The organism is Streptomyces sp. NK15101 (assembly GCF_020400725.1).
Classification (GTDB): domain Bacteria; phylum Actinomycetota; class Actinomycetes; order Streptomycetales; family Streptomycetaceae; genus Streptomyces.
This window is the reverse complement of record NZ_JAINVG010000013.1, coordinates 25,084-46,926: the sequence shown is the minus strand read 5'-3', so window position 1 is coordinate 46,926 and position 21,843 is coordinate 25,084. Positions and strand designations below refer to the sequence as shown.

At 68.1% G+C, this 21,843-nt stretch carries 18 protein-coding genes; 5 read left to right on the top strand and 13 right to left on the bottom strand.

Features of this window, described 5'->3' with window-relative positions:
- Positions 1-25: 25 nt before the first annotated feature.
- Positions 26-1,675 (bottom strand): hypothetical protein, encoded by a 1,650-nt coding sequence (locus K7G60_RS10165; RefSeq protein WP_225800490.1) that lies wholly within the window; start codon positions 1,673-1,675, stop codon positions 26-28.
- Positions 1,676-2,231: 556 nt separating this feature from the next.
- On the opposite strand from K7G60_RS10165, the gene K7G60_RS10160 reads away from it, so the two are divergent.
- Entirely contained in the window at positions 2,232-2,981 is a 750-nt protein-coding gene (locus K7G60_RS10160) for a hypothetical protein (protein WP_225800489.1), read from the top strand.
- Between the two features lie 83 nt (positions 2,982-3,064).
- Positions 3,065-3,871 carry a transposase family protein gene (locus K7G60_RS10155; RefSeq protein WP_225800488.1) on the top strand — a complete coding sequence of 269 codons (807 nt, stop codon included), beginning with the start codon at positions 3,065-3,067 and terminating at the stop codon, positions 3,869-3,871.
- Here the strand turns inward: K7G60_RS10155 and K7G60_RS10150 are convergent.
- Positions 3,859-4,353 (bottom strand): DUF4265 domain-containing protein, encoded by a 495-nt coding sequence (locus tag K7G60_RS10150; protein WP_225800487.1) that lies wholly within the window; start codon positions 4,351-4,353, stop codon positions 3,859-3,861. The two genes, K7G60_RS10155 and K7G60_RS10150, sit on opposite strands and share 13 nt — an antisense overlap.
- 92 nt (positions 4,354-4,445) lie before the next feature.
- Here K7G60_RS10150 and K7G60_RS10145 point away from each other — a divergent pair, with 92 nt between their 5' ends.
- Positions 4,446-5,231, top strand: coding sequence for a hypothetical protein (locus tag K7G60_RS10145; protein ID WP_225800486.1), 786 nt, complete (start codon positions 4,446-4,448; stop codon positions 5,229-5,231).
- A 360-nt stretch (positions 5,232-5,591) separates the two neighbouring features.
- The gene (locus tag K7G60_RS10140) at positions 5,592-6,101 is read left to right on the top strand and encodes a toll/interleukin-1 receptor domain-containing protein (protein ID WP_225800485.1); all 510 of its coding nucleotides are present in this window, start codon (positions 5,592-5,594) and stop codon (positions 6,099-6,101) included.
- A gap of 9 nt (positions 6,102-6,110) precedes the next feature.
- Here K7G60_RS10140 and K7G60_RS10135 read toward each other — a convergent pair whose 3' ends face one another.
- Entirely contained in the window at positions 6,111-7,691 is a 1,581-nt protein-coding gene (locus K7G60_RS10135; protein ID WP_225800484.1) for a toll/interleukin-1 receptor domain-containing protein, read from the bottom strand.
- A gap of 41 nt (positions 7,692-7,732) precedes the next feature.
- Between K7G60_RS10135 and K7G60_RS10130 the strand changes: the two genes are divergently transcribed.
- Complete coding sequence (locus K7G60_RS10130) at positions 7,733-8,227, top strand: HIT family protein (RefSeq protein WP_225800483.1); 495 nt, start codon at positions 7,733-7,735, stop codon at positions 8,225-8,227.
- Between the two features lies 1 nt (position 8,228).
- On the opposite strand, the gene K7G60_RS10125 is transcribed toward K7G60_RS10130, so the two are convergent.
- The 10 genes from K7G60_RS10125 to K7G60_RS10080 all read right to left on the bottom strand — a co-directional run bounded on the left by K7G60_RS10125 (position 8,229) and on the right by K7G60_RS10080 (position 21,569).
- On the bottom strand, positions 8,229-8,684 hold the full coding sequence (locus K7G60_RS10125) for a hypothetical protein (RefSeq protein ID WP_225800482.1): 456 nt from the start codon (positions 8,682-8,684) through the stop codon (positions 8,229-8,231).
- Between the two features lie 452 nt (positions 8,685-9,136).
- Positions 9,137-14,002, bottom strand: coding sequence for a type ISP restriction/modification enzyme (locus K7G60_RS10120; RefSeq protein ID WP_225800481.1), 4,866 nt, complete (start codon positions 14,000-14,002; stop codon positions 9,137-9,139).
- A 350-nt stretch (positions 14,003-14,352) separates the two neighbouring features.
- Positions 14,353-15,012, bottom strand: a complete 660-nt coding sequence (locus tag K7G60_RS10115) for a histidine phosphatase family protein (RefSeq protein WP_225800480.1) — start codon at positions 15,010-15,012, stop codon at positions 14,353-14,355.
- Positions 15,005-15,766: an SDR family NAD(P)-dependent oxidoreductase gene (locus tag K7G60_RS10110; protein WP_225800479.1), complete on the bottom strand. Its 762-nt coding sequence runs from the start codon at positions 15,764-15,766 to the stop codon at positions 15,005-15,007. Before K7G60_RS10110 ends, K7G60_RS10115 begins: the two co-directional genes overlap by 8 nt.
- Positions 15,751-16,887, bottom strand: coding sequence for a hypothetical protein (locus K7G60_RS10105; RefSeq protein ID WP_225800478.1), 1,137 nt, complete (start codon positions 16,885-16,887; stop codon positions 15,751-15,753). Before K7G60_RS10105 ends, K7G60_RS10110 begins: the two co-directional genes overlap by 16 nt.
- The gene (locus tag K7G60_RS10100; RefSeq protein ID WP_200429661.1) at positions 16,884-18,041 is read right to left on the bottom strand and encodes a glycosyltransferase family 9 protein; all 1,158 of its coding nucleotides are present in this window, start codon (positions 18,039-18,041) and stop codon (positions 16,884-16,886) included. Before K7G60_RS10100 ends, K7G60_RS10105 begins: the two co-directional genes overlap by 4 nt.
- Positions 18,038-18,613 carry a phosphoribosyltransferase domain-containing protein gene (locus K7G60_RS10095; protein WP_121827690.1) on the bottom strand — a complete coding sequence of 192 codons (576 nt, stop codon included), beginning with the start codon at positions 18,611-18,613 and terminating at the stop codon, positions 18,038-18,040. Before K7G60_RS10095 ends, K7G60_RS10100 begins: the two co-directional genes overlap by 4 nt.
- A gap of 41 nt (positions 18,614-18,654) precedes the next feature.
- Complete coding sequence (locus tag K7G60_RS10090; protein WP_225800477.1) at positions 18,655-20,454, bottom strand: DUF4254 domain-containing protein; 1,800 nt, start codon at positions 20,452-20,454, stop codon at positions 18,655-18,657.
- Positions 20,451-21,098, bottom strand: coding sequence for a hypothetical protein (locus K7G60_RS10085; RefSeq protein WP_200429659.1), 648 nt, complete (start codon positions 21,096-21,098; stop codon positions 20,451-20,453). Before K7G60_RS10085 ends, K7G60_RS10090 begins: the two co-directional genes overlap by 4 nt.
- Before the next feature lie 3 nt (positions 21,099-21,101).
- Entirely contained in the window at positions 21,102-21,569 is a 468-nt protein-coding gene (locus K7G60_RS10080) for an NUDIX domain-containing protein (protein ID WP_225800476.1), read from the bottom strand.
- Between the last annotated feature and the right edge of the window lie 274 nt (positions 21,570-21,843).

Sequence of the window (21,843 nt, the reverse complement as noted above, 5' to 3'; positions counted from 1 at the left end):
CTGGGCTCCTGCATTGTTCGAAGGGTCAGTTGCTCATGGACGGATTGGCCGAGAGGGGCGCTGCCTGGACGGGGCCGGTCATGGTGCCGCCGTTCATGACGCCGAAGTTGTAGATCGCGGTGGACTGCTGGCGGTAGGCGGCGATGTCGACGTTGTGGTCGCGCAAGAAGATCTCCGTGGAGTCGAAGACCCTGCGTTGCATCATCTGCACGTAGTAGCGGGCGTCGTCGTAGGCGTGCATGTCGTCCAAGCGACGTGTGCTGTAGACCTCGCGGAGGCTCAAGGGGCCGCTGCCGGGGTCGAGCTCGGGGCGCGGGCGGGCCTTGCGGCGTAGGAGACGGTCAAGGCCGACGTAGACGTCCACGAACGCGTTGAAGGCGGACCGGGCCAGCCACGTGGGAGTGAGCGGGACGGCCGGGACAATCCCGGCCACCTTCGGATTGAGGGGCCCCATGATGTGGGGGCGAACGGTGACGCGCAGGAAGCCGCCCTGGTACGCGAAGTGGACGAGTACTGTCGCCACGAGCTCCCCGTTCCAGGCGGTGACGCGGGCCCAGATGTACCGACGGGCGATCTCCTCGGCGGGCTTGTCACCGGCCTCGTCCGCGGCGAGGGCATGGAGGCTGCGCCAGGTGTCGTCATCGATCTGGCTCCACCGCTTCTGGTGGATGCCGGCGATTCCCACGACCTCCACCCGGAGTTTCGGATGGCTCTGGTGATGGGAAGGTGCCGGGTCGTCGAGACGGCGTGCGATGTAAGCATGCAGCTGAGCGGCGGTGAAGTGCTTCAGCGGTTTCTTGGCCACCGGCTCGTTGTGCTTCGTCAACGCGTCAAGCACCGCCTTGGCCACCGCCGCCATGTCAGGGCTTCCAGAGCGCACCGTCGGTGAGCCAGGGCTCGGGAACGGTTCCGCCGCGGCATCGTGCTCGGCGTCCTGGTTCTCAGGGGCTGGCTCGACGTCGATGCCGATGACGGCCTCATGCCACGCTTGGAGACCCGCCCCGATGAATCGGTGCCGGTCGCCGGTCGGGCGGCGTTCGTATTGGTAGGGCAGGGCGTGGGCCTGCTCCGCTGCCACAGGCGCTTGCAGTTCCCCGGCCAGCAGGGCATTGAGCCGCAACTGCGCCAAGTAGCGATCCACCAGGTGCACGCCCCATGACCCGGCCAGTAGGACGAGGGCCGCCCACCCCGCGCCGAGGGCGCCGACGACCGTCTGCCACGCGACGGCAGCGACAAGGATCACGATCGCCGTCCGGCGTCCACGCATGTGCCGGACGGCCCGGTCGCACGCGTGCACCACCGGCTCCTGGTGGAAGCCGTAGACCGGCACCGGTCGTGCCGGCTTCTTGATCCGACGACGGACCCAAACGGCGTAGTCCTCGCCCAGTACGACCGCAGGGGGCGCCAGCTCTTCTTGTCCGGCGACCTGTTGGGCCTTCTCTGGGAAGATCCATCGCAGACGCTTCCGCACCGCGGCCTTCAGCGCTTTCCAACGCTGCGCCAGGACGGTCCGGAGGACGGCCCACCAGTCGGCACGGACGAAGGCGGCAGCGCTCAACCGACGGGTGACGCCTTCGGTGTAGGTGCCGTGGCCGATCGTCTCTCCAACTTTGGCTGCGGTGCCCAGAGGTACCGCAGGAGCTGAGAACACCGACTGGTGCTCCGCGTACGACAAGGTCCCACCCCCGTGTCTCCTCGTGTCGACCGCGCTGAAGATCAGGGGCGGACACAGAGGGGCATCGTCCTCGGGTGGAGGAGGGGGCGCCATACCGCAAACCCGCACAAGGCGGTCGGGGAGGTGTTCCGGTCGGACAATGACCGAAAGCCGCATCCTCGCGGAGGGGCTGTTTAGGTGCTCAAGATTTTCGGTTCGGGCCGAATTGAGTGCTTGGGAGCGGCCGACGGTCCACCCTCGCTGTCTACGCGAAGGACGCGACGTGTGTTCATTCCGAGGGACGGGGCCTCATCCGGAGCTTGGGGGCGGACACATCGACCTCGGGGGCGCCGATCGTTCGATCGCCATTGAAGAGCTGTGCGTAGCCGGAGAATGCCTTCCGGCGTGGCCTCCGCAGGACTCGAACCTTCGGCCAAGTGCTTAGAAGGCACTGGGTGGATGGGGGAGTGGGGTGGTACTGACCTGCGCGAACGTACCCAATCGCTGGCCGCTCCCGAAAACTTCGGGCGTTTTCGGGACGGCGGGGCTGTCAGTGGTGGGGGCTAGCGTGCGTCGCATGGGAGCGAAGACGGCGCTACTAGCGTACGCGGACGGAGACGTGGCCTCGGCACTGCGGGAGGCCGGCGAGCCGGCGGCTGAGGCAACGGCGGCGTTGATCGCCCAGGTCTTCCCGGGCTGGGGGATGGAGTCGACGAAGGGCGATGTACTGGGGGAATCGACGTACCCGCCAGAGCGCCTCACGTATGCGGCGAGCTTCCCGGGCGTGGACCTGGTCTGCGATCGGCGTCTGATGTTCGACCGCCCGTCGGAACTCCCGGCGCACCTCCTGGAGGCCGCCGCGGGCCGTCGTGTGATCCTGCACGCGATGCACAGCGTCTCGGATTGGCTTGCCTTCGCGGTCTGGGAGGAGGGCCGCCTCCGCCGCTCGCTGAGCCTCTCGCCGGACGGCGGCATCGTGGAGAACATCGGTGACCCGTTCACCTTCGAGATGCCCTACTGGGCAGGTGACCGGCCCGTGGAGTCTGACCCGGCGTGGGACGAGGAGCCGTACGCGCTGCCGTTTCACCCTCTGGAACTGGGCAACGATGCCCTTCGAGCCCTATTCGGCTTCCTCCTAGAAGGCCGGCCGTTGCCCGAGGACGTTGACCCGGACGAGGTCCCGCTGCTCGGCTTCGAGCTCACGGACCCGGATACGTCCCGGCGAGCCCAGGAACGGGCAGCACTCGAAGAGGCGGCCCGGCGGATGCAACGCAGGAGTCTCCACCGCGGCCCGGATGGGAGCTGGAGCGAAGTCGTCGGTGCGTAACTGAACCTCTTTCATCCTGTGCTGGAGGGTGAAATGAGCTGGTCAGCGGGTGCGGTGACGAGGCAGGGCCCCTCGTCGTTGGCGTGGTGATTCCACTCAACACGCCGGCGACCGAAGGGGCCCTGTTGGTTCCGTATCCTGCCACGCTCGACGTCTCACATGAGCTGGTCGAGCATGTGGCCTGGCTGCTGTATGAGCATCGGCTGGCCCGCAACATCCGTTGGCGCAAGCTCGGCTGCTTCAAGCAGGCGTTGCTCGCCCTTGTCCACCTGCGGAAGAACGAGACGTTCTCGCAGCTCGGAGCGGGTTTCGGGATATCCCAGGCCACCGCCTGGCGGTACGTCGACGAGACCTTGGAGGTCCTGGCCGGCTGGGCACCCGGTCTCCACGAAGCCCTCACCGGCCTCGGTGAAGGCGACCACGTCATCGTTGACGGCACTCTGATCCTCATCGACCGGATCCGCGCGGACGAGCCGTACTATTCGATGAAGCACCGCCGGCATGGCATGAACGTGCAGGTCATCGCCCGGCCCGACGGCACACCGCTGTGGTTCTCCCGCGCGACACCAGGCCGCACTCACGACCTGACCGCGGCCCGGGCCCATGGCATCGTCCAGGCCTGCCTGACCCGGCAGGTCCTCATTCTCGCGGACCGCGCCTACCAGGGCGCCGGCGCCACCGTCCGCACCCCGTACTACCGTCACCGCGAACAGCCCGAGCACTACCAGCAGTTCAACCGGGACCACGCCCGGTTGAGGGCTCCGGGCGAACGCGCCTTCGCTCAACTCAAGACCTGGCAGGTCATGCGCAGAGCGCGCTGCTCGACCCGCCGCATCAGCCGCACCGTCCAAGCCATCCACACGCTGCTGATCTGCAGCTATTCAGGATGAAAGAGGTTCACTGGCGTGCACGCCGCTCGCCCCGACCGTGATGCCCGCCAGGCGTCGGTGATACAGCCCTCTTCCATGTCCCACCATTCTTGAGCCACGCCGTGATCGAGGATCCGCTGGACCCTCGCGAGGTCCGCCTCCGGTGGCACGTCGAGGGCGACCATGCCGAATCGCTCGATCCCCGCTCCACCCACTCCCAGTTCCGCGAAGGCGTTCAGAACGCTCTGCCGTGCCGCGCCAGATCCTTTGTTCCGCAACACGATGAGTCGGATCGTGCAGTTCTGAGACGGCTCGACCACATGGCCCGCCCAGAGAACGCCCTCCTCGTCGGGGTGGGAGGCGAGGACGTCTCCACAGGCCACGCCGCGTACGAACCAAGGAGTGTTGTCGAGTTGCACGGTGCCGTCGCCTCGGTCGAGAGCCCAAAGACTCTCTATCGAGGCGGGAGGCCAATCGCCGTCCGCCTCGAGGTGGAAATGCACCTTCACATGTTCGGCTCCGGTCTACGTCATCCGGTCAGGATGCACGACCTCTCCGATTCGGGCCCCGTGGGGCCCCGTGCTTGAATCGGCGAATGATCGAGTGGCAGTTGCCGAGGTACGGGCGCGGACCGTACGACGAGGTTCCGCCTGTTCTCGAGCGGGTTCTGCGATCGCCGTCCCTCGACGAGGAAGCTTGGCGGGAACTCTGGCACCTCCTGGCCACCGAGGGGCTCACCGTCTCGGCCGCCAGCTTTGCCGCGCTCCCGTATCTGAGAGACCTCGCCCGCTCCGGCGAAACGGTTGCGGTGGACCGGGCACTGGAACTGGCCGGGGCGATCGTCGCGGGAGTCGTTCAGGACCATGGCGCCGACGAGCTCATACGGGAAATGGCTCCCGTCATCGCTGAGCTCAGGGACGTACTTGCCCGCCGTATCGGTGACGGTGGTCTTCCACCGACGCTCGCGGTGGCGTTCTTCCGGGCGGACCTCGCGTTCGCCGGCGCGACCGGATGGAGCATGGCCGAGTACGACTTCGATGACGGCTTCTATAGCGTGAGCTGCCCCCACTGCGACCTGCCTGTCACCGTTGCGATCGGCGACCACGGCCGGTACTCCGCCTATCGGGACTGGTGTGAGGGGGATGTCCGCCGCCGCCCCCTCAAGCCGTGCTCTGTCGAGCGACTTGGCAGTCTGGGCAGGCGAATGCATGGCACCGCCCGCGCACTCGGCCTCCTCCGGATAGCCGAGGGCCTCACCTACCTCTTCGGCCAAGCCGAGTGCCCGGACTGCGCCAGCGCATTCGTCGTTGCCGATCGGTACGCAGCCGACAACGAGCCCCATCACTCAACAAGTGGCCCTGTCCCGATCGGTGGCTGGTGACACAATTCTGCTGAGCCACCAGCAGAGCTCAGACCTGACATCGGCATCGCGCATGTGAAACAGGAGCCGGAGCGAACCCCTCGACGTCCCACCGCTTACCATGCGCGAGCCCGTTAGCGGTAGTCACACGAGTACCATGTGCTTATGAGTCGCTGTACAGCCCCAGTTCAGGGTCATCGGACCGCTAGCGCACGCGCGTCGTGCCCCGCGTGCAGCAGCGGCTACGGGTACTCATCGTCGCGGCCCTACTACCCGCCGCCGGTCTACACGCCGCAGAGCAGTGGCCGGGGCGGTACGACCAGCAGCGGCAGCTCCAGTAGCAGTAAAATGCGGGCGCCTTGGTCACTGAGCACCTCCTCCGTGATCTACACGCCTGGCGAGGTGAAGAGCCTGACCCCTGTTCGCGACGCCGCCGTGCTGCGCGCGCATCAGCAGCCTGACCTTCGCGACGTCTTTCTCTGCCACGCGTGGGATGATCGGCGCGGTGCTGCCGCGGAGTTGTGCGGCCTGCTGGAAGCAGAGGGTGTGTCGGTCTGGTTCAGCGAGAAGGACATCGCGCTTGGCCTACCGTTCATGCGGGAAATCGACAGAGGGCTGGCGAGGTCGCGTACGGGTCTTGTTCTTGTGACCCCTGCGCTACTGACACGCCTGAAGCGCGGTGGTGTCTCTGACAAGGAGCTCTCGGAGCTCCTTGCGCGTGACCTACTGCTCCCTGTCATACACGAGACGACCTACGGCGAACTCCGGGACGTCAGCCCCCTACTTGCATCCCGAAACGGGTTGGACACAGCTGAGGATTCGATGGCGGTAGTTGCCATCAAGATCGCAGAGCTGGTGGCCGTTGAGGACGACCAGCTGTCGGCGACCTAACTGATCATTTCAGAATGAGTCGAGTTGCGGGTCTCGCGTTCGACGATCTTGGTCGGCAGGGTGTCCGGGTGCCTGCCGATTTCGTTTCTGAAGAGCTGTGAGGGCGGGCCCCCACGAACTTCCGCAGAGCAGCACTAGCGTTCCGTCCCTGTCGCCAGCCGCGTACGGGGCGGGGAACTCAGCGCGTTGACCCGTGCCTCCACCACCGCGAGCCGGTATGTCGCCTCCGTGTGGAACATCCGGCGCTGTCGCCGCTGGTAGCGGTACGCGCACTCCATGGTGGTCCAGGACAGCCCGAAGCCCACGGCTCCGGCGGCCACGGGGGCTGCATGCAACCGCGCCCAGTCCCAGCCTTCGAGTCCGCCTCCGAGGGGGAGGATCCAGGCGAGCGTGAGGGCGACGGTGAGCGCCAGCCACAGGACGTACCCTGAAGACCCAGGGCTGCGCCTCACGCAGCCACAGCAACCGTCCGCGTTCCGCCGCCCGTCCCTGAGCCGCCACCGCTTCCGCCAACTCTGCGAGCGCGAACCGTGCCCGGTCCCGCTGCTCTCGCCGGATCGGCGCGTTCCACCCTTGCGTACGCACATCGAGCCGGGCGATCTCCCGCCGTACCACCGCCACCGGAGCCGCCGCAGGCATCGCCTCCGGCCACCGCACCCACCGTTCGCGGTCCCTCTTGAGGGAGCGCACGAAGCGGGCTGCCATCGGGCCGACGGCGATGCACATGCCCAGCATCAGTACGACGGCGAAGCCGGGACTCCGCCCCCACGCCTGGATCACGACGACCGCCGCGAACAACAGGAGGAAGACCGGCACCGGATAGGTCGCCCGGAGGTAGTTCTCCTGCGTGGCGTCCTGCAGGTCACGTTCCCACGCCTGGACGGGGCGGCGCACGGGGCCGCAGGACAGCAGCACGGCGCCCAGGACGAGGCCCATCAGCCCGAGGGACGCGAGGGCCAGCAGCAGGGCGGCCGGATCGTCGCCCGGTTCCGGGGCCGGCCCTCCGGCCGTCGCGGCCCACGGCACGAGGACGCAGAGCGCGGCGGCGAGGAGGCCGGTGGCCCATCCGAGCAGCCGGCCGGGCCGTCGTGGCGGCCGCTCTTCGCAGGGGATCGGCACCCACTCCGGTGCCACCAGGGTCTCCAGCGTGGCGACCAACTCCTCTACGGCCTCGTCCCAGCCGTCCGCAGTGACGCGATGCGCCTGCCGCAGGGATAGGTCGCGGATCGACGCGGGAAGCAGCTCGGGCGGCGGCGGCTCCGCGGCATCGAGGAGCAGGGGGATCACGGTCTTACCGGCGGCGAGCGCCAGCTCGATCTCGTGCCGCACCCAGTCGCCCGCGCGGTCGAGGCATCGCTTGCCCGAGGGGTCCCGCGCTTCCAGCCAGCCCTCCGGGATGGTGACGAGCAGAACCTCGCATTCGTGCACGCGGCGTCTGAGGTCGTCCGGGTAGCGGTTGCCCGGCAGCATCGACGACGTGTCGAGGAAGACCTGAGCGTCGCCGAAGTGGCGGCCGAGCCGTTCACGCAGCCGGTGCACCGCAGGTGTGGCGCGCGGGCTCCTGCGGTAGTTGATGAAGACGCCTCCCATGGCGGTGTCGCCCCTTCTCGTCCGTTCCTTCTGTCAGGGTGGTGGCCGGGGGCCGTTTCGAAGAAATCCGCACGTCGAAGGCGAGGACGTCCATGGATCCGTGCCCGTTCTGTTCCATCGCGTCCGGCCGCGGCCCGGCGCGGATGATTTTCGAGGACGACCACGCCGTGGTGTTCTTCCCGTTGGTTCCGGCGACCCTCGGCCACACACTCGTGGTGCCCCGGGTCCATGCGCCGGACCTCTGGGCCATGACGCCGACGAGGGCGGAACGGCTGCTCGCGACCGCGCTCCGCGTCGGAGCCGCTTTGCGTGACCACCTTGCCCCCGAGGGCATGAACGTCATCCATTCCGCCGGTTCCGCGGCCTCCCAGACGGTGTTCCACGCCCATGTCCATCTCGTTCCACGGTGGCGGGGTGATGCCATGGGCCCGCTGTGGCCGGGGGGCGGGGCGGGGGTCCGGGACGCGGCCGCGCTCGACGTACTGGCCGATGAGATGGCCGCCCTGCTGCGCCCGCCCGCGCCCCCGAGGGCGTGATTCAGCGGGCCACGAGGGCGACCACGAGATGGGCGATCAGCAGGGCGCCGTAGAACAGCACCAGTGTCTGGGAGAAGGCGACCTTTGCTAGGGTCACCCTCGCCAGGTACGGCCCGACGTTCAACGACAGCATCTCCACGGTGCTTTGGGGCGTCCGCGCTTCTTCGTACAGGATTCGGAAGAGCCGTTCCTGGCGCAGGAAGTACGAGTCGAGGAACCAGAAGCCCAGCAGAGGGAAGATTCCGCTCAGCGCGATCTGCCAGCTGAGCCGCCCCGCCGAGAGGGCTAGGACGGCGGCGGTGAGGGTCATCACCCAACCCTTGAGCAGGAACGAGTTGTTGCCCAGTCGGGTGACGATGGCCTGGATGAACTCCAGGTGCTTGATCCGGTCGGCGCTCAGTGAAGTGCCGCTGATGGCAGCGGTGCTGACGTCCGCTTCGTCGCTGCTGATGCTCACTGACACGGTTCCCCTCCGTCGGACACGCCCACGTCGAGAGACTATCGCGGGGCCGGTGCTCCGGGCTCCGTCCCGCTGATGAGGGTCGGGTCCGGCCCCCGCCAGGTTCCGCGTCCCGCGTGAGGCCCTGGCCGCGTCCTCCGAGCCGGACGAATTCGACGACGCTCAGGGCCACGGTGATCAGGAGGCCAGTGAGCGAGAACGGGTCCTTTGTACGGTCGGGACCTTCGTGCGCCCTGCTGGGCGCTGGCGGAGGAAACGAGATTCGAACTCGTGAGGGGCTGCCCCCAACACGCTTTCCAAATGTTCGTACGGGGGGCCGGCGGGAGCCGTAGGTGTCCTGACCTGCGGCGGAGCGTTCGGGGTGACCCCGTCCGGACGGGCCCGGACGGGGGTGAATGCAACCAGAACTGCAACCATGCCGCCGCTCGGGCGGGCTCTCGGGTGAGCTCCTAGTCGAGGATGTCGAGGGCCGGCAGCGCGTCCACGATCTTCATTGTCTCCAGGCTGACGGTCACGATCCGCTTGAGGAGGTCGATGATGTACCTCGGGTCGTCGGACCAGTCATTGGGGTCGTTGGTGATCTCCGACGCCTTGTCGACCTTGACCTGGTAACGGTCGATGATCCACTCGATCGCGGAACGAGGGCCGAGTTGGTAGCGGTACACCTCGGCCGGGACGTTGGTAAGGGTCACCCGATGGTTGTAGACGATCGTCGAGCGGTCTGGCTGTCCCTTCGTCTTCGGGATCTTCATCTTGGTGACTCGGTACAGCTCACTCGCGGGCGTGGCAGACGCGTCGCCAGAGACCTTCTCAACGATGCCTGCGTGCGGCTCTGCCTGCTCGTAGTTGACGTGCAGGTCGGTGAGCTTGCGTCCGGCCTCGACGAAGCTGTGGAAGTCGCGCACCTTGGGGATGCGGGGAAGAGTCTTCTTCAGGTCAGCGGCGAAACGGTCTCGGTACTCCTGGGAGTGGAGCAGGCCGTAGGCGTAGTAGAAGATGTCATCCTTGGTGATGGCGCTATCGCCGTAGGTCTCACGGTATGCCCGGAGTGCCGCATCAGTGATGTTATTGACCCGCTCGTAGGCGTTCTCGTCGTCACCGAAGTCAAACCCACCTTCGGTGGCCAGCTCGCGGTAGGTGTGGAGGGGGAAGAAGTAGCCGCCCTTGCCGAACACGTCCAGGCAGGGGATTAGGTTGGTAGCCAGGACCGCGAAATCAGCTGTCGCGTGAAAACCATTAACATAGAAGCCGATGTTCGGATGGTCTGGCGTCGGGAACATCTGCGGCAGCTTGCCGGGGCGGTGGTTGAGATCGCGATCGAAGTAGATGGCCTGCCGACTGAAAGGCCGGTACGTGCTGGTGGTCACTTTAGCCCCGTCGAAGGTGATCTTTTTCCCGCGAGCTACCTTGGGAATAAGGCTGGATGACCAGCTGATCTTCAGGGGGTTGCGGTCGATGAACTTTTCTGCATCGGGAGCCTTGGGGTGGGTCAGCCCTTTAGTCTTGCAGTGCTTAATGAACTCATCGACCTGTTCGTTATAGAAGTCGATGGTGGACTCGACATTCTCCTTTACGATCTGCTCCGAGTAGTTGTACACCCATGCATCGCGATTCGTGCCGAGGCCCAGGGAGTGAGTTTCGAAAATTGCGGCGGGCTGGAGCGTCTTCTCCGCATCTACGAGGGCCTGGAGCTTAGAGAAGTGCTCGTTTCGCTGGTGGACCCAGTCGCCGGACTCGTTGGGTGTGATTTCCTGCCACTCCACCGAATCCAGGGATTGGCCAGCCAGGATGCTGAGCTTCCGTTCGCGGCTAAGGTATTCTCCGATATCCCGGTAATGCAAGGTGTAATCCTCGCTCGTCTTCTGACCCCCCTTGACGAGGATTAGAATGGCCACCGTGTTCCGGCTGCCGGAGCCAAAAATCTTGCCGCCTTCCCTTCGGGACTGCTCTCCGGCAGTGCGCTGGTTACCCCGAAGGTTGTAGCAATAGATCGCGTCGAATTCTCTGGCAAGTGACTTGCGGAGGCCGTCGTACGTATTCCCATCGATGTAGCCGCCATTTGAAACATAGGCGACGATACCCTCGTTGGTGATTCGGTCCGAGGCCCACCGGATGGCTCGGATGTAGGAGTCGTACAAGGTGCGTACAGAGCTGGCAGTGGAGAGCGAGGCGTAGGTTTCCTTGATACGCTCGTCCAGGACGTCGTACTTAAGATTCTGGTTGTCGTCGTTCGCGCTGTCCTGGCCTACGGAATATGGCGGATTGCCAACCACCACGGTGATGTCCTGGACCTGTTGCTTCTTAGCGCGCTCGCTGTTGCCTTCCAGGACCTCCATTCCGTCGAGTTTCGCCGTACCTTCAGCGAGCTGGAAGGTGTCGGTGAGGACGATGCCTTCAAAGGGCTGGTACTCGCCCCCGGCAAGATCGTGGAAGGCGGCTTCGATGTTGACGGCCGCGATGTAGTACGCGAGGAGCACGATCTCGTTGGCGTGGAGTTCGCTCGTGTACTTGCGTAGCAGGTCGGCGGGCTTGATCAGGCCGGACTGGAGGAGACGGACAGGAAAAGTGCCAGTGCCGACGAAGGGGTCGATGATCTGGACGCCTGCGTCGGAAAGAGAGCGCCCCAGGTGCTTGTTCAGGGCCTGCTCGGTGGCACGGAGGATGAAGTCGACGACCTCGATCGGGGTGTAGACGATGCCGAGAGCGTCGGCGGTCTTGGGCAGGGCGGTCTTGAAGAACTTGTCGTACAGCTCGACGATGACGCGCTGGCGTCCCTCGTGGTTGTCGATGCCCTCTGCCCGGACGCGAACCGACTCGTAGAAGCCCTTCAGGGTCTTGGCCTCAGCGTCCAGGCCCTGGTCGTCGAGGATGTCAAGCATCCGCTGCATGGCCATAGAGACCGGGTTGTGCTCCGCGAAGGCGTAGTCCTTGAACAGGGCGTCGAAGACTGGCTTCGTGACGATGTGCTGGGCCAGCATGTCGATCGCGCTGTCGTCGGTGACACCGGGGTTTATGGTGGCCCGCAGTTCGCTGACGAACTCCTGGAAGGCTGCCTGCTTGTCCGGGAATTCCAGGGCCGCCTTGATGCGGGTGACATGGCGTTCGGCAATCTGGGCGATGTCCTTGGCCCAGTCCTCCCAGTAGTGGCGCTCGCCGACCTTGTCGACGATGCGGGCGTAGATGGCGTCACGCCAGTCGCTGATGGAGAACAGGACGTCCTGGACGTGCTGGGCGGTCTGAGCCTCCTTGGCCTTGGCCTCCTGGGCGCTGTCCGCGGTGCTGGAACCGTCCTGGTCACCGACGGTCTCGTCATTGGGCCCGATGGCCCCGATGCCGATCTTGTTGTCGGGCTTGTGCTTGTTGAGCTCGATCTGGTTGACGGTGGCGTTGAAGCGGTCGTCGTGGGCGCGCAGGGCCTGGAGGACCTGCCAGACGGTCTTGAAGCGCTGGTTGTCGGCGAGGGCCTTCTCCGGCAGCATGCCGGCCGGCACGGCGACGGGCAGGATGATGTAGCCGTAGTTCTTGCCGGGGGCCAGGCGCATCACGCGGCCGACGGACTGGACGACGTCGACGACGGAGTTACGGGGGTGGAGGAAGAGGACGGCGTCCAGGCTGGGGACGTCGACGCCCTCGGAGAGGCAGCGCGCGTTGGACAGGATGCGGGCCTGGTTCTGGCCGGGATCCTGCTTGAGCCAGTCGAGCAGGCGGTTCCGCTTCAGGGTGTTGAAGGTCCCGTCGACGTGGTCAACCTCGCAGTGCAGGACGTCGTCGTCGGCGTCGTCGTACGCATCGACGACCTCGTTGAAGCGTTCTGCGATGGACTTGGAGTCCGCGATCGACCGGGCGAAGGCGACGGCCCGCTTCATGGGGGCTTCGTCCTCGGCGAAGCCGGAGCCGTCGGCGAAGGTGCCGGTTCGCTTTGCGAGGGCGTTCCAGCAGCCGATGATCTTTGCGGCGTCATCGAGGCCAAGCTCGGACGATCCGCCAGCTATGCCCTGCTGCAGGGTCTTGGCGACGACGCCCTCGTCGATAGTGAGGATGAGGACCTTGTAGTCAGTGAGCAGGCCCTGCTCCACAGCCTGGCCGAACCCGAGGCGGTGGAACTCCGGACCGAACGTCGACTCGTCGTCCATCGAGGCCAGGACCGCGTCGGCGTTCTTCGCGTCGGCCTTGGTGTCCTCGTTGTAGATGCGAGGGGTGGCCGTCATGTAGAGGCGGCGGTCACCAGCGAGGTAGTCGTTGTCGTGGACGCGGACGAAAGCGGACTCGTCATGGCCGGCGAGTGTGACACCGGTGGTCCGGTGGGCTTCATCGCACAGGATGAGGTCGAAGTTGCCCAGGCCCTTTTTCTGCGCCTCGGCGATCGTGGCGATCGACTGGTAGGTGGAGAACACGACCGTCAGGCCGGGGGCGGCCTCCACGCTGGCCATCTGCTTGATCAGGCGGTCAGGGTCGGTGGTGGCGGGCAGGGCCAGGTCGTGGGTGGCCATGTCCTGGTCGTCGCTTTGGGGCTGCCCCCTGCCGACCTTGACGTCGGAGCACACTGCGAAGGGGCGCAGCGTCAGCTCGGTCTCGAAGGACCACTCGCGCAGCGTCTGGGACAGCAGGGCGATGGACGGGACCAAGAAAAGGACAGTGGTGTGGTCGCCTTCCCCAGCCGCCGCTCGCTCCTTCTGGAGCCGCTCGACGATCTTCAGGCCCGTGAACGTCTTGCCCGTGCCGCACGCCATGATCAGTTTGCCGCGATTGTTCTCCGCAAACCCGGCGAAGACGGCGTCGATGGCCTCGCGCTGGTGCTTGCGCGGGCTCTTCTTCGTCTGGAGGCTCAGCTCGAAGGGCTCGTTGGCCGCAGGCATGTACCACTCGACCGGGCTGTTCGCGATGTCGGACATGCCGAGCCGGGTAACAGGGATCTGCTGATCAGCCAGCGCGGCCTCGGCGTGCACGCTCCACTTCTCCGTCGTGGAGATGATCATGCGACGGGTGAAGCCGCCCTTGCCGGAGGCAGTGAAGAAGGAGTCGATGTCCTCCTTCTGGAGCGTATGGCTGGGGTCGTAGAACTTGCACTGGATCGCGCAGAAGCCGCCGGTTTCCCGGTCCTGCGCAACCAGGTCGATGCCGGTGTCCCGCTTGTCGTGCTCGGTGCCCGGCCAGTCCCCCCACATCCACACCCGGGTGAACTGCTCGGTCCACTGGGGGTCGGTGCTGAGGTATTGGAGCATGAGCTCCTCGAAGCGCGTACCGCGGTCGCGATTCCCGTCGACGCCGTTACGGATCTCCCTGATGACGTCGTGCACCGTCGTGGTCGTGGCCACTGCGCCTCGTTCCCTCACAGCAAGCGGCCCGCTTGGCCGCGAGCCGGAACAATTTCCCCAGAGTCAACCAGGAACCCTACTGCCCTCTGCGGTTTTGGAACCGAGCGTGGCTGATTCCGTACGTACAGGCAGGTTCGATGGCGCCAACTGGGAAGGCCGACTCCGCCGGATCAGTCAACTCCGGCGAGAGCATCGAGGTGTGCCGAGAAGCTTGACCGCAGGCTTTCCAGGATGGCTTTCCCCTTCTCTGCAGTGGCGAGCGAGGGGAAGCCAGCCACGCGGTCCGCATGTACACGCTCATTTCTCCGGACCGGGAGGAACGGGCGGGCGTCTGCAACCCAGAGCAGCTGTCACGCTCCGGTCTGCGGCAATGCTGGATCGCCCGGTAGAGCGGTCGACGCCCGACCCTCGATGGACGGCAACGTACCGCGGTAGGGGCTGGGGTGTTGGTGCAGCGCCAGGGTGAACAAGCGGCGCTCGACGAACTGCCAAGGCGTCCTCGCAGCGGTGATGAAGGCAGCGGGGCCTTCTGGGAGGTGGGTGAGGACGCCGAGGAGGAGGGTGTGGGAGACAGCCAGGAGGGGGCCGTGGCGCCCGGCGGTGTGGTGGAGGAAGGCGGCGCAGTGGCGGGCGCGGGTGTGGAGGTCGGTGAGGCTTTCGCCGTCTTCGCAGCGTAGGGAGGGGTTGGCGAGGCGTCGGGCTCGCCAGGCGCGGTAGGCCGGCGGGTAGGTCTCGGCGGTGCGGCCGAGGACGATGCTCGGGGCTCGCCATTCGGCCAGGAGGCCGGAGGTGGCCACGATGGGCAGGCCCGTGAGGTGCGAGACGAGTGTGGCGGTCTGGCGGGCGCGGGGGATGGGGCTGGTGACGATCGCGGTGATGCCCTCGGGAAGGGGTAGGGAGCGGCGTACCTGGTCGCGGCCCTCCTGAGTGAGGGTGGCCTCGTGCGGGGCGTGGTAGCCGGGGCGGTGGCCTTCGTAGGCGCCGTGGCGCATGAGCCAGATCTCAGGCAAGGATCCAGCCTCCGTCGACGCGCAGGGTCTGGCCGGTGATGAAGCCGGCGTCGTCGGTGGTGAGGAAAGCGACGGCGGCGGCGACGTCGTTCGGGCGGCCTCGGCGCTGGACGCACTGGCGGGCGATCTGGCGGACGGTCATGGCCTCCGGGTCGTCGACGACGGTGTCCTCGGCGGGTACGCGGATGGAACCGGGGGCGACGCAGTTCGCGGTGATGCCGGCGGGGCCGAGTTCGCGGGCGAGGGCACGGGTGAGTCCTTCGAGGCCCGCCTTGGCGCTGATGTAGCCGGAGAGGTCGTGGCGGCCCGCCGTGGCCAGGACGGATCCGATGGTGATGATCCGGCCCCAGCCGGCGGCCGTCATGGCGGGGGTCAGCTCATGTGCGAGGAGGTAGTGGCTGGTCAGGTTGGTGGCCAGGGCCTCGTTCCAGTGGGCCGGCGTGGTCTCCGGCCACGGTCGGCGGGGATAGGCGCCGGCGTTGCTGACCAGGATGTCGATCGGGCCGAGTGCGTCGCCGGCCTGGTGGCAGAGCGTCTGTACGGCCTCGGTGTCGCGGAGGTCGGCTGCCAGGGAGATTGCGGTGCCGCCGCTGTCGGTGATGTGGGTGGCGAGCTGGGTCGCGGCCTGGTCGTCGCTGAAGTGGGCGAGGGCGACGGTGGCGCCGTCGGCGGCGAGGCGGCGGGCGATGGCCGAGCCGAGGCCGCCGGTGGCTCCGGTGATGAGGGCGGTGCGGCCGTTCAGGGGGCCGGGCATGGCGACTCCAGCGGGCAGAAGTAGGTGGTGGGGTCGAACGTGGGGCTCATCGCCTCGGCGAGCCGGGCGAGCAGGACGAGCCGGTCCTCGGGGGCCAGGTCGGCCAGGTTGTAGACGCCGAGGATGCGCATGGCCAGGTAGGGGCGGAGCAGGTTAGCCAGGTCCGACCCTGGCCAGAGGCGGTCCGCGACCGGCCGTACGAGCTGGGTCCAGTACGCGGTCACCGCGGCTTGCCGGGGAGCCGAGAGGTGCGGGGTGTAGTCGATGTGGATGGTGCTGGTGGTGTGGTCGATGTCCGCTCGTCGGAGCTCGGGGGTGTTGGCCGGGACGCGGGCGAAGGTGGCGGGGTGGTCGGCGAAGGCGGTCGGGTTGTACGTGGGCACGAGCCAGCCGCCGAGGGCGGAGGCGTACCAGAGGAAGTTGGCGAACTCCCCGGGGATGCTGTTCATCCCGGCGGTGTCGTAGTCGAACCACGCGAGCGGGTGGGCGAGGTTGACGTCGGTGGGGTCGCCCTGGGTGAGGGCCGCCCAGACCGGCTCCGCGGAGGCGAAGTGGGTGCGGAGCCAGCGGAGGGTCGCGGCCCAGTCCAGGTGGTGCCGGCGGCCGTTGATGTTCAGGGCGTAGGTGTCGAGGCGGGAGACCGGGACGTCGATGAGGCCGCCAGCGAACAGGAAGTCCCTACCGGCGTAGTACGTGTCAAGGCGGCCGCCGGGCGCCGCGCGGTCCCAGTACAGCTTGCGGACGACGTGCGTCGGCTCGGCCGGCCATGCTGTCGTGAGAATGACCTCGCGGTACGCCGCCGTGAGCTGGTCCATGTAGCTGCGGAGATCACTGCTCGGTTCGTCCGCGTTGAGGAGGTCGAGCAGGAGTCCCTGGTCGGTGCCGCCGGGGAGACGTTCGTACGTGAGCAGGTGCCCGCCCGGCACGCGCAGGTGGGCGTGGAGGGCAGGGACGCGGTAGTGCCGGGACAGGCGGGCGTGGCCGCGGATCTCCTCGCGGGCCTCGGCCGGGTCGCGGGTGTACTTCAGGAGCAGCGCGCGGCCGAGGAGGTCGACGGGGCGGAGCAGGTTGCGGGTGAAGCGCCGTACCGGACCCAGCCGGAGGAGAGGCTGGAAAGTCATGGTCTCACCCCGTTGAGTAGTTCGAGGCCGACCTGGGCCAGCGCGGCGGGCGGGAAGGCGTCCATGTGGATGTTCGTGTCCGGGGCGATGGCGTCGCGGACGGGACAGAGGTCGCCCTGGTGCATGCGGTCGGACAGGGCGGTGGCGACGGCGTGGTGGTGCGGCAGGCCGGTGCGCCATTTGCTGTGGCTGTGGCGGGAGTACAGGCCGATGACGGGCGGGGAGCTTCCGTCCCGGCGGCGGGCCATCGCGGCGAGGTGGGTGAGGCCGGTGTCGTTGCCGACGATGAGGTGGCAGTGCGGGAAGAGGTCGGCGAGGCCGTCGGCCGGCATGCCGTCGATGCGGAGGGCCTGTACGTGGCGCCGGGGAGCTTTTGCGGCGATGCGGAGGCCGTCGCCCGGGTTGCCGCCGATGAGAAGCAGCCGGGCCTGGGCCTGCTGGGCCTCCGCGATGTGCTCGACGAGTTCGATGTAGCGCTGGGCGGTGTAGTCCTTGCGCTCCGGCCAGCTGGTGGCGGTGATGGCGGCGACGGTCAGGCCGCCCAGCCAGCCCACCGAGCGCAGTTCCTCCACGAGGTTGTTCGGACCGGTCGCGAGGGTGGGAGCGAAGGGGGCCGTGTCGGGCAGGCGGATGCCGAGGCGGCGCTCCAGGGCCAGGTAGTGGCGGGTGGGCAGGTCCGGGTGGGCGCGGCCGTCGCTCGACCAGCACGGCGGGGCCGCCGGGTCGAGCACCAGGCTCACCACCGCCTCCGAGCCGTGCGCCTCGATCCCCGCGCGGTCGCCGATCACGGCCCGCCAGCCGCTGGGCGGGGTGGGCTGGGGCTTGGTGATCAGCCCGGTGCGGGCGATCAGCCCCGCGTACGGACCCACCGCCCGGACGGCCACGCGAACCGACCGCAGCCGCAGCCAGTCGAGGACCGCGCGGACTCCCGAAAGCGCGAGGAGGGTGTCGCCGAGCTTCCCCTCGAAGGCCACCACGACCTCGCCGCACCCGCTCAGGCGGTGGACGAGCTCGGCGGAGGCGGCCAGCGGGAGCGGTGCGCCGATGGGAACGCTGTCGCGGTCGTACCCGAGCGGGGTGGTGTGCACGGCCCCGGCGGGGATGACCAGGGAGCCGTGGTGGAACCGGACCCCCGCCGGGGCGACCGCTGTCACGCCGCGCCCTCGATCGTGGTGAGGGAGACGAGCGGCAGACCGAGGTCGGTGAGCAGGTCGCGGGCTCCGCGAGTGGTGTCCTCCACCAGGCAGACCGCCGCCAGCGGAACGGCGCCGGCCTCGTGGAGGCGGCGGGTGAGGTCGGCCAGGGTCCGGCCGGTGGTGATCTCGTCGTCCACGATGACGATCCGCTGGCCGGGGGCGATGCCGTAGGCGAAGACGTCGGTGCGCATCGCGTGGGGCTCGCTGAAGCGGACCGCGCCGTCGAGCGGGAGGTGCAGCTTCCAGGCGATCTTGTACGGGAGGTGGGCGGCACCGGCGAGGGAGACGGTCGGCAGGATGCCGCCGGCGTCCAGGCCGAGGAGGAAGTCCACGGAATCGAGTCCGTCCGGCACCTGCTTCTGGAGCAGATGCCAGAGGTCGGCTCCGGTGTGGGCGAGGGTGTCGGGGTGGACCGGGGTCTCCAGGCCGTCGAGGGAGTGGATGACACGCTCGCGGCGGCTCGTGGCTCCGACGCTGAGGCGCTCGACGATCCGGGCGGAGAAGGACGACACGGCGGTGATTTCGGGCATGGCGAAGCTCCTGTCGGGTGGAGAAGGAGGAAAAGGACTGTTCAGGCTGCGAGCTGGGCGGCGTACCAGGCAAGGAACTGGTCGACAGCCGCGCAGACGGGCTTGAGCACGAGCTCGGCCTCGCCGTCGCGCCAGGCGCTGGCGATCTCGGCCAGGGAGGGCACCGAGAGGGCGGGAAGGCCCGGCATGCGGGAGGCCGAGGCGAGGATCCGGTCGGGGCCGGACTCCCACTGGTTGTGTTCGCGCAGGAGGAGGCGGCAGGCGAGCACGAGGTGCTTGTAGAGCTGCCGCAGAGCCGTCGGTCCTGCATGGGCGCGCAGTCGGCGCATGGTCAGGATGACCTGGGGGAGTTCCCGGACGGCGGCGAACGCCAGATCGTCCCGGCTGATCGTCGGAAGTTCGAGGTCGGGTGCGGCGTGGAGGACGGGGCTGCCCTGCTGGAGCTGGTGGAGGACGAACGCGAGGCGCGGGGTGAGGCGTCGGGCGGTCAGTTCGCCGGGGGTGACGAGGGTGGGGCCGAGGGAGGCCGCACCGCCCAGGGCGGTCCCGTACTGCTCCAGGGCCTCGTGTACCTGGCCGATGGTCTCGTGCTCGGCGATCACGAGGAGGTCCAGATCGGACCAGCCGGCGATCCAACTGCCCTCCCCGGGGCTGCCGGTCAGGGCGGCGAGCCTTACGCCGGGGCCGTAGGCCCGTACCGCGTCGGTGAAGTCGGCCGTCGCCGAGGCGATGGCGGCCGGCAGCCCCAGCCCGTACGGGGTGGCCACGCGCAGCGCCGTGGCGGCGGGCGGGGCGGCGATGTGCCGGAGGCGGGCGCGGAGGGCGGCGATGCTGCTGGTGTTGTCGATGACGTGGTCGGCGAGTGCGGCGACCTGGTGGGCGCCACGGCTCATCTTGATCTCGTCCTTCGCGGCGACGGCCTGGGCCGGCGTCCCGGACCGCTCGACGCGTACGGCGAAGGAGGCGTCCAGGTAGACGATTTGGAGGATGTCGCCCATGAGCTGCTTGAGCTCGGCGATCGAGGCGTCGTCGTGGACGGACTCGATGGTGAACAGCCGCGTGTCGACGTGGGCGTCCGCGAAGCGGTTCAGCTCGCCGAGCAGCAGTTCTGCCTGCCGACGGGCCGAGAGCGCGTACGGGTCCGCGAGGCCCTCCCGGTGAGCCGCCTGCCGCAACAGGAAGCCGATCTTGAGGCGCTGGGCACCGCACGTACGCTGGACGAACTCGGCGCTGGTGCTCTTGCCGCACTCGCTCAGCCCACCGAAGGCGAGGACCCGGCGCAGGTGCCGGCTCGGCTTGATCTCCGCGGGGGCGGCGTCGTCCCGGCCGTACAGCTTGAACCGGGCCGGTACGGGAAGCCGGCGGCGGCCGGCGACGACGTCGGAGACCAGCGCGTCGAGGGCGGCGCACAGCTCCTCCCGCTGGCCATGGAGGGCAGGGACTCGCCGGCGGGCCAGCTCGTCCCGGGCCGCCGCGCGCTCGCTGTGCCAGATCCGCAGCGTCAGCACCGACAGACGGTCGACGACGGAGGCGAGCGTCTCGGTGTGCAGCGGCGCGTCGGCGCGGCCCGCGTCCGCCAGCGAGCCGAGGACCTCGTCGGCCCGCTCGGCCAGCGTGTTGCGTTCGGCGTTGAGCTGGTCGATCTCCCGCTTGCAGTCCGCGACCTGGGTGGCGGAGAGCAGGGCGCCGCGCACCCGGTCCTCGGTGTCCCACAGGCGTCCGTTGACGGTGTGGAGCCGGGTGACGGTGTCGTCAAGGCGGTGCAGGTCCTTGTCCTGGAGCGTGACTATGGCGCGGGCTAGGCCGGGCGGCAGGACCAGGGGCGGGGAGTTCTGGGTCATCGGGGACTCCCATCAGCGAGGGGGCTGAGGCCAAGGCGATCGACTACGTCGCTGTGTACGTCGTCCAGGGAGCGGTCCTCGCAGTCCACGACCGCGGTGTACGCGCCGTGCTCTGCCTGGTGGAGCAGGACCGCGTGCAGCGTCTTCTGGTAGGCCGGGTAGATCCCGGTCCACGGGCGGCCCTCGCGGGCGCTGGTGATGGCGTAGCTGCGCTCAACATCGAGGGACGGGAGCAGGAGGATCGAGACCTCCGGTGCTGTGGCTCGCGAACCGGCGATGCCCGTCACGGTTTTGAACGCCTCGCCGACCGTCAGCCCGTCCTTGACCACGCAGGTCGCGGTGGCCACGGCGAGGAGCATGGGCAGGCCCCGGTCGAGCAGCCCTGTACGCCCGGCTTCGCGGGCGGCGGCGCGCTTGGCGTGGCCGGCGAGCAGCATCTCGGTCAGCTCGACCGTCGTGGACGTCTCGAACCACCACCGGGCGTAGTCGCCGGCCGCCGCCCGCGCCCACGGCTCGGGGTCGTGCTCGTGGACCGCGCCCAGCGGCTGGAAGCCGTCCCACCGCTCGGCCAGCCGTACCAGGTGGGTCGTCTTGCCCACGTTGTCAGGGCCGTTGAGGCTGACGAAGTCCGGGACCTGCGCCATCGCTCACGCCTCGCGGATCGGGGTGTCGAGGACGGAGACGATCGCGTCCGTGTTCGCGGCGATGAACTCGGCGAGCTCCGGCGGCATCAGGTTCAGCTCGCGGACGGCCTCGGCGGTGAAGGGCACCCGGACCACCTCGTACCCGCCCCGCTCCGGCTTGGCGAACTCCGTCCCCGTACGCGCGGCCAGGTCCATCGACTCCAGGCGCGCGGCGAAGATGTGCTGCACGCCGACGCCGCCTTCCAGCTCGTCGGTGACCAGGTGGACGAGCTCGGCGCGCTCCAGCTTGCCACCCAGCTCCTCGAACACCTCCCGGTGCAGGGCCGCCTCGATGGTCGCGTCGTCCGCCTCCACCCCTCCGCCGACGGACACCCAGTACGGCTCCCTGTCCGGCTTGGTGCGCTTGATGAGGACGAGCTCGTCGCCGTCGAGGAGGATGGCGCGGGCGTTGCGTTTGACGATGTCGGTCATGCCGATTGCTCCTTCTGGTGGTGGTACAGGAGAGAACGGGCGGAGGGCCGCCTGGTCGCGGCCGGCAGCTCCCCGGCTCGGTGGACCCAGCATGGTGGAGGCCGATGGCGGGGTGTGACGTACGGGTGCTGCAGCAATGCCGCACCACTGCTGAACAAGGCTGGCTACGCTGGCCGTTTCGGCGTTCCACCGGGTGACGGACAGGGGGTACGACGGTGGTCACGGTGCAGCGATGGTCCGGCCGGGAAGCCCGGCTGTTACGCGACGCCCTGCG

What these genes read in the sequence shown, in the direction of transcription:
- K7G60_RS10110 (WP_225800479.1), bottom strand. Translation starts at nt 15,766, where the DNA reads ATGCCCGGCCCCCTGAACGGCCGCACCGCCCTCATCACCGGAGCCACC.
- K7G60_RS10080 (WP_225800476.1), bottom strand. Translation starts at nt 21,569, where the DNA reads ATGACCGACATCGTCAAACGCAACGCCCGCGCCATCCTCCTCGACGGC.
- K7G60_RS10095 (WP_121827690.1), bottom strand. Translation starts at nt 18,613, where the DNA reads ATGCCCGAAATCACCGCCGTGTCGTCCTTCTCCGCCCGGATCGTCGAG.
- K7G60_RS10085 (WP_200429659.1), bottom strand. Translation starts at nt 21,098, where the DNA reads ATGGCGCAGGTCCCGGACTTCGTCAGCCTCAACGGCCCTGACAACGTG.
- K7G60_RS10145 (WP_225800486.1), top strand. Translation starts at nt 4,446, where the DNA reads ATGATCGAGTGGCAGTTGCCGAGGTACGGGCGCGGACCGTACGACGAG.
- K7G60_RS10090 (WP_225800477.1), bottom strand. Translation starts at nt 20,454, where the DNA reads ATGACCCAGAACTCCCCGCCCCTGGTCCTGCCGCCCGGCCTAGCCCGC.
- K7G60_RS10160 (WP_225800489.1), top strand. Translation starts at nt 2,232, where the DNA reads ATGGGAGCGAAGACGGCGCTACTAGCGTACGCGGACGGAGACGTGGCC.
- K7G60_RS10135 (WP_225800484.1), bottom strand. Translation starts at nt 7,691, where the DNA reads ATGGGAGGCGTCTTCATCAACTACCGCAGGAGCCCGCGCGCCACACCT.
- K7G60_RS10105 (WP_225800478.1), bottom strand. Translation starts at nt 16,887, where the DNA reads ATGACTTTCCAGCCTCTCCTCCGGCTGGGTCCGGTACGGCGCTTCACC.